General features: G+C 52.8%; 9 protein-coding genes. 6 read left to right on the forward strand and 3 right to left on the reverse strand.

Annotated elements, in window-relative coordinates; all coding sequences use genetic code 11:
* Positions 1 to 773, forward strand: a 773-nt coding sequence (locus KYE_RS20885; protein ID WP_008172785.1) for an RHS repeat-associated core domain-containing protein, incomplete at its 5' end; no start/stop codon positions are given.
* A gap of 328 nt (positions 774 to 1101) precedes the next feature.
* On the forward strand, positions 1102 to 1509 hold the full coding sequence (locus KYE_RS21450) for a hypothetical protein (protein WP_139043667.1): 408 nt from the start codon (positions 1102 to 1104) through the stop codon (positions 1507 to 1509).
* Here KYE_RS21450 and KYE_RS09610 read toward each other — a convergent pair.
* Both KYE_RS09610 and KYE_RS09620 read right to left on the reverse strand, forming a co-directional pair.
* Complete coding sequence (locus KYE_RS09610; protein ID WP_008172787.1) at positions 1492 to 2043, reverse strand: RNA 2'-phosphotransferase; 552 nt, start codon at positions 2041 to 2043, stop codon at positions 1492 to 1494. The two genes, KYE_RS21450 and KYE_RS09610, sit on opposite strands and share 18 nt — an antisense overlap.
* Positions 2044 to 2356: 313 nt before the next feature.
* Positions 2357 to 3394 carry a DNA-binding protein gene (locus KYE_RS09620; protein ID WP_008172791.1) on the reverse strand — a complete coding sequence of 346 codons (1038 nt, stop codon included), beginning with the start codon at positions 3392 to 3394 and terminating at the stop codon, positions 2357 to 2359.
* 205 nt (positions 3395 to 3599) lie between these two features.
* Here KYE_RS09620 and KYE_RS09625 point away from each other — a divergent pair, with 205 nt between their 5' ends.
* Genes KYE_RS09625 through KYE_RS09635 form a run of 3 tightly spaced genes read left to right on the forward strand, consistent with a single transcriptional unit; the run spans position 3600 to position 8380 of the window.
* Positions 3600 to 4094: a hypothetical protein gene (locus tag KYE_RS09625; RefSeq protein ID WP_008172793.1), complete on the forward strand. Its 495-nt coding sequence runs from the start codon at positions 3600 to 3602 to the stop codon at positions 4092 to 4094.
* A complete protein-coding gene (locus KYE_RS09630) occupies positions 4084 to 5343 on the forward strand; it encodes a site-specific integrase (RefSeq protein WP_008172795.1) in 1260 nt (419 codons plus the stop codon). Before KYE_RS09625 ends, KYE_RS09630 begins: the two co-directional genes overlap by 11 nt.
* 7 nt (positions 5344 to 5350) lie before the next feature.
* Entirely contained in the window at positions 5351 to 8380 is a 3030-nt protein-coding gene (locus KYE_RS09635) for a Tn3 family transposase (protein ID WP_050898297.1), read from the forward strand.
* Positions 8381 to 8694: 314 nt separating this feature from the next.
* Here the strand turns inward: KYE_RS09635 and KYE_RS09640 are convergent, their stop codons facing one another.
* A complete protein-coding gene (locus KYE_RS09640; protein WP_008172798.1) occupies positions 8695 to 9606 on the reverse strand; it encodes a LysR family transcriptional regulator in 912 nt (303 codons plus the stop codon).
* Between the two features lie 133 nt (positions 9607 to 9739).
* Here KYE_RS09640 and KYE_RS09645 point away from each other — a divergent pair.
* The coding region (locus tag KYE_RS09645; RefSeq protein WP_008172799.1) for a fumarate hydratase at positions 9740 to 9981 on the forward strand (242 nt) is incomplete at its 3' end.

Genomic DNA, 9981 nt, shown 5'->3' on the forward strand with positions numbered 1-9981 from the left:
TCGCGGCGACGGACAGTACTGGAGCTGTGGTGTGGCAGCAGGCTTATGACCCTTGGGGATTCAAGCTGACGACTAACACCGACGAACGTGGTTATACCGGTAACTGGCTGGACGAGGAGACAGGCCTGGCTGATCACAAAGCACGTTGGTATACCTCGTCGATTGGGCGATTCACGGGAATCGATCCCGTTAAATGGCACGAAACAAACATCCACTCTTTCAACCGCTATGCGTACGGGAATAACAATCCGTACAGCTATGCAGACCCCGATGGAGAACTGGCGTTTCCGGTTGTGCCAATACTCGCGGTGATGGCTTGGGAAGCTTTGGGAATAGGCCTTGAAGTCGCGACGATGGAGGAAACCTCCGACTCGATCAATCGTTCTGGTTCTGGAACCTTTGGGGTGACAGGTATCAAGCTTCTTGGCTCTTCAATGAAGATGGGATTGAAGGGTGCGAATGTTACAAAGGGAACATTCCAAGTTGGTAAATCAGTCGGTTCGGCCGCGACACGTATTTCTGTTCGAGGAGCTAGTCATTTAGCCGAAGGTTCTAAAGTTACGAATATCAGAAAAATAGCAGATGGGCGTGGAATTAGAGAGGTCGGGCGACTGGTTGAACAGTATGGAGGCAAAGCTAAAAATTGGTTGAAGCGATCAGGCGATGCAGATGTGGTTACGACGTCTGGAAATGTCAGGAGAGCAGAAGTCCATTGGTATGAAGCTCATGGTGTAGGTAAAGTTGAATTTAAGGTAAAGACATGGCTGGATTAAAAGTACGATGCGTCTCTATAAAACCTTACTTAGATGAGAAGCCAGATGGAAGCTTCGTCGAAGGAGAGTTCGAGGGAGAAATGATCAGCTTAACGTTGAATAAGATTTACGATGTCGTAGAGCAAGATGATGAATATTACAGAATAGTTGATGACACAGATGAGGACTATTTGTATCCGAAATCGATGTTTGAGGTTATTTAAAACAGGCATAGTCCTCCTGTAATTTTACAGCTTACGAAGCAAGGCTGACCGGGCAACTTAACCGTAATAGTGAGGTGGACCCGATCAGGGGATACCAACTGTAAGGCGAAGTGGTGGTAACTAATATGGTCAGCACTGCTGAATGCTATACATTACCGGAACCCTCAACATCCTCAGTATCAGGTGTTCGGCTAGAGTTCCCTGGCGGCATTCTCTGTCTTTATTTTGACTACGACAGGGATGGCATTATCTATAATACTGGTCTGCGTTTCGAAAAAGTTAGAGCGCATTCCCATGTTGCCGAAATGCATTGTCCTGCGTGGAAAATAGAAAATGCTTACGACAAACTGGTCAAGCTTTCAGAATCTACATGGATCGACGAACTAATTGAATCGACGTCAAGTGATCACCGAGATTCATGGATTCTTAATCACTATATGATCTATTTTGATAGTGATGGCTGTTATGAAATTATAGCTGATTCGTGGGAAGTCTTGCCGGAGAAAGAAGGCTCTCTAAACAATAACCGTTAAGAAATTGGCTGGTACATATTCTGTTAACCAGACTTTATTCTTGGATAGGAAGAACTTAAATCCCTGCTGGTGCATAGCGCTAGCAGGGATTTCTATAATAGAAGGCTTGCCATAGCGCTTCCCAACCGCAGTAGCTGTTTCGATATCTGATGACAAGTGTACGTGATGTCGCTTCCCTGGTTTTAATCCCTCCCGTTTTATTGAATCTAAAAACCGAGTAGCAGTTCCATGATAAAGTACTGCTGGTGGTTTTTCCGGAATGAGTTGTAAATCTACTTTAATTGAGTGACCTTGGTTAGCACGAATATATTGGTTATCATAAGAAAGTGAAAAACGTTTTTTTTCATTATCGATGACGACCTGTCTGATAAGTGCAGGTGTGAGTGTGATTTGTGGTTTGGCTTTCTCGATAATATCGGCAACCGATGCCCATCCTTTATCATCAAGCGTTAGGTTAATAGCCTCGGGCTTATGTCGAAGCACATAGCTTAAAAATTTACTGACCTTGGTGAAGTCTTGTTCCGGTTTTCTCAAAGTTAGTCGACCCTGCGAAAAATCTGTTTTCTGATAACAAGCAATTCACCGGCTTCTGCTGATCCATCCGGAAACGCCGTGTCTGAACATAAAATAGTCAATATCAGGAGTAAATACCGCCCGTTTTCATAGGGCCAAAATAGCTCGGCGAGCATCTTCAGGTTCACGCCTGCGCCGCACTGGGAAAACTGGTCCCTCATTTTACACCATCACCCACTACACCTGGGAATAGGAATCGTACAAGCTGCCTTCACTGATATGCTGGAAGTGAACACCTGATGAAGCTCCCTTCCTATGGCGCAGGCAACATAAACTATTTTTTCAACGCTTTGTGGCTATTTTGGGACTTTTTTTCACGTTTGTCTGCCAACCCTCTAATCGTCTCGTCGGAATCGTTGCCAGCGCTCAAACGATCCAACAGCTCATTCTTCACGCTCAGCTCGGTTTCAAGCTGCTGAACCCTCGCTTTCAGTTGGTCGTTCACGCGCTGCTGCTTTTCAAGGGCAGTCTTCCGTTGGCGTAACGCTGCGGCTTGCTGTTCTAGCCGCACCGTTTTGTCGGCCAGACGACGATTTTCGCGCTCCCGCTCGCCAAGTTGCTGCGTCAACTGATCCGACTGCTTTCGAACTTCAGTCACCTCCGTGAACAGCCGGGTAATCTCCCGGGTGGCCTGGGCCTGCTCGTCGCGTTTCACGGCCAGGGCTTGTTGCAGATGGCGTTGCTCTTCCTGGACTTGCTGGATCTGCTGCTCATGCCGCCGCTGATCCTGCTCGCGCTGCTCTTGCACGGAGCCGCGATAGTGCTCTAGTGCCTCGCGGGCATGTCCGTGCTTTTCTTCCAGCGAGTCTACCTGGCGCTGCTTGTCCTGAACCTGCTCAGTCAGACTTTCAATGCGTTGGGCCTGTGCGCGGTTATCGCCTTCGAGTGTCGAGAGCGCCTTCTGAAGCCAGCGGACGTCGGCCTGTAACGCATCCCGCTCCTGAGTCAGCGATTCGTTCTGCGCCTGGTGTTGCCGGATCTCAGCGGTCTGTGCCTTGAGGGTCTCCTGCAAGCTGGCGATCTCGGCCTTGTGGTGTTGTTCAGCCTGTTCGATGGTCTCCTGCGCGTCCTGGCGTAATTGCCTGGCGAGTCGGCCGACCAACTCGGTAACGTGGTTACTCAGAAGCGCCTCATCATCCAGACGAGTGCTTTCTCGCGCCTCAATCGCTTTCAGATGGTTGCTGATGGTGGTCTTTGAGCCGGTGTTGCCCAATTCGGCGCGTATGGCGTCGATAGAGGGGCGAACATTGCGAGCCAGAAGACGTTTGCGGGCGTCCTCGACCAGGGGTTGGGTGATGCCGCCTCGGGCCATGATGGTGTCCTCATGCTTATTTCTTACTGTGTTACGTAATACGTAATTACATACTATATAAGTTAGAAATATAGTTGATAAGCAGAATAAAATAAACATGTGATAATCCAGCGTTATCCATTGTGATGCCCGTTTCAGCGGCTATACTGACTCACGACCGGTACGATATGGCCCCGGACGAAGGCCACGCAGCAGGAGGTCACACATGCACACACAAGCCGATCCACTGGATCAGGTGTTTGCCTTCCGGGCGTTTGATTTTCGCAACCGGTTTCCCGCCCCATTACCAAGCTTTCGTGCGGCCCTTGAATGTCTGCAAAGCGAGGACGCCTATTTGCCGGACGTTGACGCGGAGATCAGGGCCTACCTCAAAGACGGACGATCAATCGCGATTCCAAACAGTTTCCTCTGGGTGGAGCACAAGCAGTTCGGTTCATTGGCTGAGGCGCAAAGCTGGGTTCAAGGCCGTCAGGATAGAGCAGCCACGGGGTCTACGCTGGACAGGCTGTCTGGCTCACTGATCGCCAATCCCGACGATCCATTCGATCAACAGGTGCGCGATGCCATGGCCAAGACGTTCACAAAGATGGTTTCAAGCGCGGACAACGATGCTGTGTGCGAGTCGGTCGAGCGCTGGTTAACAGAAGCAATAGCGGCATTGCCGACATCGAACGAGGCGGGTGGGCCCAATGACGATTGATCGGTACGTTCGGGCGGCGACCCGCGACAACACCCGACGCAGCTACCGATCCGCCGTCGAGCATTTTGAGGTGACCTGGGGCGGGTTTTTACCGGCAACCGCCGATAGTGTCGCTCGCTATCTGGCCGATCATGCCGAACGGCTGTCGGCCGCTACCCTGAAGCAGCGCCTGGCGGCGCTGGCTCGCTGGCATCGGGATCAGGGGTTCCCAGACCCAACCAAAGCCCCGTTGGTACGCACGGTATTGAAGGGCATTCGCGAAGAGCATCCGTACCGGCAAAAACAGGCCAAGCCCCTGGCCATCACCCAGCTCCAGCAACTGGATCAGTGGCTGTCCCGACAGATCGCGCAGGCCCGTCAGCACGATTCACGGCGTCTCGGGGTCTGGTTGCGTAACCGGGCCATGGTCCTGCTCGGGTTCTGGCGCGCCTTTCGCAGTGATGAACTCTGTCGGTTAACCATTGAAGACATCACGCTGGCCCCCGGTGCCGGTATGTCCCTGTACCTGCGGAGAAGTAAGGGGGATCGTCAGGCCGAAGGGCGTCTGTATAAAGTGCCCGCTCTGAGGCAGTGTTGTCCGGTCGAGGCCTGTCAGGATTGGCTGGATTTTCTGAATCAACCCAGCGGAGCCCTGTTCAGGGCGATTGATCGCTGGGGGAACCTGTCGGACGTGTCATTGCACCCGAACAGCGTCGTGCCGCTGCTGCGCCAGCTCTTGTCTGACGCGGGCATTGATGCCGTGGAAGCGTTCAGCAGCCATTCACTACGACGCGGGTTTGCCACCTGGGCCAGCGCTTCAGGCTGGGAAATCAAAGCGCTGATGGAATACGTCGGTTGGCGGGATACCCAAACCGCCTTGCGTTACATCGAAGCCAAGTCACCGTTCGAGCAGGCCCTGATGCAGATTCCAACCGAAATGGCGTCACCGGTTGGCCAGCCGCGCCTGGCTAGCGCATCCCAACCGCGCTTACGGGCCTTGACCGTCCAGCTTACTCTGGAGCCACAGCGCCCGCGCAGCCGTAAACACTACCAGGCCCGCACGGTGATCGAAGCCCATTGCCTGAAACCGTTCGAGGTGGAACACCAGACCGATGGACACTACCGCATCGAGGTGCCTGCAACGTCGGATGAGCATCTGGACGAAACGATGGACGACCTGATCGATGAGATACACCGTATAGCATCCGACAAAGCCTGCTGGGTGGAGACACTGATCACGGACCCGGCCACCGGGCAGACATGGGATTGAGTCGATCATGAGTGCGATCCAGGATACGGCTTATCCACGGTTTCGGTCGGGTATCCCACAACACGAACTTGATACCGTTTACACGCCCGCACCTAACGAGCAACGCTGGGCTCGTCGACGTGCTAAACAACTTCAACAACGCTTCTTTTTGCTGTTGCACCTGAAAGCTTATCAGAAACAGGGCTTTTTCTGCGCGACGGTTGATTTGCCTTCCGACTTGAGTGGCTACATCGCTAAACGCCTCGGCCTTCAAAAACGACCGACCAAGATCCAGCAGAGGCAGTATGATCAATCCAGTGCCCGTGATCGCCACATCAATTGGATTCGGGCCTATGTCGGCAGCCGAGTCTTGAACGATGAAGACCGCCTCTGGCTCGCAAATCAAGCCATATATGCCGCCGAGTCCCGCGAGGTGCTGGCTGATGTTATCAACATCCTCCTCGAAGAGCTGGTGCGTCACCGTTTTGAGATTCCCGGCTTCACAGTGCTTTTGCGGCTTGCCAAGGATGCCCGGGCCACCGTGAACGACCGCTGTTACCGATCCATCGTCAGCGAACTGACCGACGACACAAAGGCACTGGTCAACGACTTGCTGGTCTCACCACCGGGGATTGAGATCAGCGGTTGGCAGCGTCTGAAGCGAGAAATTCGCAAGCCGACCAACAAAGAGATCCGGTCCTACCTGCAACACCTCAAGTGGCTCAGGGATATCGTCGAGCGATTACCGAGTGTCCAATCCATTCCCGTGACCAAACGGCGGCAGTTCGCCAATGAAGCAAGAGCGCTGGACGTGGCGAGAATGGCCCGCATCCCCGCACGCAAACGCTATGCCCTGGCGGTCGTCCTGATCCGGCAACAGTATGCCCAGGCACTGGACGATACGGCCGAGCTTCTGATCAAGCTGATGAGGCAACTGGAAACCACCGCCCAGCAAAACCTGCTGACCTATCAAATGGAGCAGACCCAGCGCACGGATCGACTCGTGTCCTGCTTTAAAGACGTGCTGACCGCCATGGAAGCCGAGCCAAACCCGTGGCAGTCACTTCAGGCCGTGGTCGGAGACAAGCGCCAGGAGTGGCTGGACGAATGCGAGGAACATCTGGCCTACGCGGGCAATAACTACCTGCCTTTCATGTTGCGACCGTTTCGAGCCAAACGCAGCCTGCTGTACAACTGCCTGGACATACTGACGTTTCAAAGCACCTCCAGCGACACCTTGTCGATTCAACTGATTGAGCTGCTCCGAAAAACCCGTTCGCTGAAAGCCGAGACGCTGGATTTGCGCGTCCATGCGCCGGATCTGGTCGAAAACATTCAGCAGACAAAGTGGACGCTCGATAAGTGGCGACGTCTGATTTTCATCCGTCCGGACAGCCTGACGGTTCACCGTAAATATTTTGAATTGGCCGTTTTGAATCTGGTGAAACAGGAACTGAAGTCAGCGGACCTGGCGGTTGTTCACGGAGATCGGTTCGACGACCATCGGGATCAACTGGTGAGCTGGTCGGGTTACGAACAGGAAATTGACCAGTACGGGTTGGAAGTGGAGCTCCCCATGGAACCGAAGGCGCTGATTAGCCACCTCAAGGATCAGCTGACTCAGGTGAGCCGCTCGGTGGACGCCGCCTTCCCGGACAACACACACGCCACCATTGAAGACGGCCGCATTGTCATCAAGCGGAATCAGAAGCAGGGACTGCCGACGAATTGGCAGGCCCTTGATGACGACATCACACGTCGGCTTGGCACCCGCAGCATCGTCGACGTTCTGGTGGATGCAGAGCGTTGGCTTGGGCTACACCGGGAATTCGGGCCACTGTCAGGCTATGAGGGGCGCGTTGAAGACCCCCGGTTACGCTTCATCGCGACGCTTTTCTGCTACGGCTGCAATCTGGGGCCCTCCCAGACCGCCGACTCTATTAAACAGCTGAACCGCCGCCAGATAGCCTGGCTCAACCTTAACCACGTGACCGAAGACAGGCTGGACCGCGCTATCGTCAAGGTCATCAACGCGTATAAGAAATACGAACTGCCCGGATACTGGGGCACAGGGCGGCGGGCCGCCGCCGATGGCACCAAATGGAATCTTTACGAGCAAAACCTGCTCAGCGAGTACCACATACGCTATGGCGGCTACGGCGGCATCGGTTACTACCACGTCTCGGACACCTACATCGCGCTGTTCAGTCATTTCATCCCCTGTGGCGTTCACGAAGCGGTGTACATCCTCGACGGACTGCTGAAAAACCAGAGCGATATTCAGCCGGATTCCTTACACGGTGATACGCAGGCCCAGAGCTATCCTGTGTTCGGACTGTCGTACCTACTGGGCATCAAGCTGATGCCGCGTATCCGGAACCTCAAGGATCTGAACTTTTACCGGCCTGACCGGCGATTTCGCTACGCCCATATCGAAGAACTGTTCAACGGCCATATCGACTGGGCACGGATTGAACGGCATCTGCCGGATATGTTGCGCGTGGCCGTGTCCATCAAGTTGGGTAAAATCACGGCATCAACCATTCTGAGACGGTTGGGAACCTACAGTCGCAAGAACAAGCTGTATTTCGCCTTCCGGGAGCTGGGAAAGGTCGTGCGCACCGGCTTCCTGCTCAATTACATCGACGACGTGGAGCTGCGCCAGACCATTCACGCCGCAACCAACAAGAACGAGCAGTTTAACGGGTTTGCAAAATGGAGCTTCTTTGGTGGCTCGGGCATCATTGCCGCCAACCTCCGGCATGAGCAGCAAAAAGTGGTGAAGTACAACCACCTGGTGGCGAATATGCTGATCCTGCACAACGTCGAAGCCCTCAGCCGGGTATTGCGCGACATGGCCGCAGAAGGGATTGCCATCACAGAGGATGTTCTGAAAGCGTTATCGCCGTACCGAACCCGTCATATCAATCGCTTCGGGGACTACACGCTGGATCTGAAGCGACCGGTGGGGCAGCAGCTATTTGATTTGAAACTGGCTGAACTTGCCTCTCAGGGAGCGTCCAAAGCTCGGCCGAGCGTTGAGGATGGAACTGAATAAATAATTTGACCTAAAGATTTCTTATTTCAATGGCTTGGGCGTGTTTCTGGGGAATTTTTCACGTTTGTCTGCCAACCCTCTAAGGGGATAAAACAAATTTCTTGCCCTTGCGCAGCGTGATCATTCAACTCTGACTAACCCAAGTGAAGGTCGCAAAGCGAATATTCGCGTAACGCAATGGAATGGCCTCTGCTTGGGGTTATGGGAAGTCAGTAGTTGCGGGGTAAGTCCACCACCGTTTTAGAAATTCCATGGAAACGGGGTGGCCCCGTGTGCGTCCAATTTCATGAGCTTTTCGAATCGAGCGCTGGCATTCACCAATAGTCACTCGTCGATGTTTTAGTGAGAAATGACTCCTCAAGATAATCAAGAAACAATGAGATTCGTGTTGCGAGCCGCGCTTTCTGTAGGTAGACAGCGTAAATGTCGGCAGCAGGCGTTTCATACTCTGGAAGCACCAATTCCAGCTCACCGCTTCTCAAATGCTTAGCAAGGTCCCACTGGGCTCGCATCAACAAGCCATGTCCCTCAATTGCCCATTGAAGAGCGACATGCCCGTCATTTGTGCTTAACTTCACCGGCACTCGAATCGCTTGAGTTTGATCATCTTTCGTTAAACGCCAGAGGCTGGCCGTTTCATCATTTTGACGTAGCGCAATCGCCTGATGGTTACTCAGATCCTGAGGCACGACTGGACGCCCAACTCTATCGAGATATTTTGGACTTGCACTAATAAAACGTCTGTTCGGAGCTATCTTCCGAGCAATTAACCGTGAGTCTGGAACGTCGCCAAAGCGAATTGCTATATCAGTTGCGTCGTCAGGTGGTGATACATGCTTGTCGCTTAAAGTTAGCCGAACTGCCAAATTCGGATATGTGGTGACAAACTCAGATACAAGCGGGGCGATGTATTTTCTACCAAAACCAAGCGGTGCATGGATATTCAACTGGCCGGCCGGTGCTCCTGACTGGTTTCGTATGACATCCTGCATTTCCTCTATCTTGGAAAGGATGCTTTGGGCATATTCAAGATAAATCTCACCTTCTGGTGTCAATGAAATGCGCCTGGTTGTCCGATTAACCAGCTTCACTCCTATCTGATCTTCTATCTGAGCCAAGCGTTTGGTAGCCGCTGGAGGAGATAGATCCAGCTCCTGAGCCGCCCCGGATATGGAGCGTTTCTGTGCAAGGCTTACAAAAAACCGCATCGAATCGTCAGCCGTCATTATTAACCTTTACGAACAAGTGTTTTTACTTTTTGTGAACCTTAAGCCAGTTTCCACATTCTATGATCACCTTACAACCCATCCGGTTACTCCATAAGGCGAAATCGGAACACTGTAAGAAGAGGATAGAAGCGTGGAGAAAGAAGCTGAAGTTCAGTCTTTAACCGACATTCTTGCGAAATTCACGGCCTACATCGGAAAACGTCTGCCAACCGACGTGAAAGATAAACAGGCCGAGTTGCGCGCCAAAGAAACCAATCCCATGGCAATTGAGATTTTCGACGTGATGGCCGAAAACCAAGATGCCGCAGACAAGCTTGATCGGCCAAGCTGCCAGGACACTGGTGTAATTCAGTATTTTATCCAGGCCGGATC

Source organism: Marinobacter manganoxydans MnI7-9 (assembly GCF_000235625.1).
GTDB classification, from domain to species: Bacteria; Pseudomonadota; Gammaproteobacteria; order Pseudomonadales; family Oleiphilaceae; genus Marinobacter; species Marinobacter manganoxydans.

Excerpts from the sequence above, each read along its gene's own strand:
- KYE_RS21450 (WP_139043667.1), top strand. The coding sequence starts at position 1,102 with ATGGTCAGCACTGCTGAATGCTATACATTACCGGAACCCTCAACATCC.
- KYE_RS09620 (WP_008172791.1), bottom strand. The coding sequence starts at position 3,394 with ATGGCCCGAGGCGGCATCACCCAACCCCTGGTCGAGGACGCCCGCAAA.
- KYE_RS09625 (WP_008172793.1), top strand. The coding sequence starts at position 3,600 with ATGCACACACAAGCCGATCCACTGGATCAGGTGTTTGCCTTCCGGGCG.
- KYE_RS09630 (WP_008172795.1), top strand. The coding sequence starts at position 4,084 with ATGACGATTGATCGGTACGTTCGGGCGGCGACCCGCGACAACACCCGA.
- KYE_RS09635 (WP_050898297.1), top strand. The coding sequence starts at position 5,351 with ATGAGTGCGATCCAGGATACGGCTTATCCACGGTTTCGGTCGGGTATC.
- KYE_RS09640 (WP_008172798.1), bottom strand. The coding sequence starts at position 9,606 with ATGACGGCTGACGATTCGATGCGGTTTTTTGTAAGCCTTGCACAGAAA.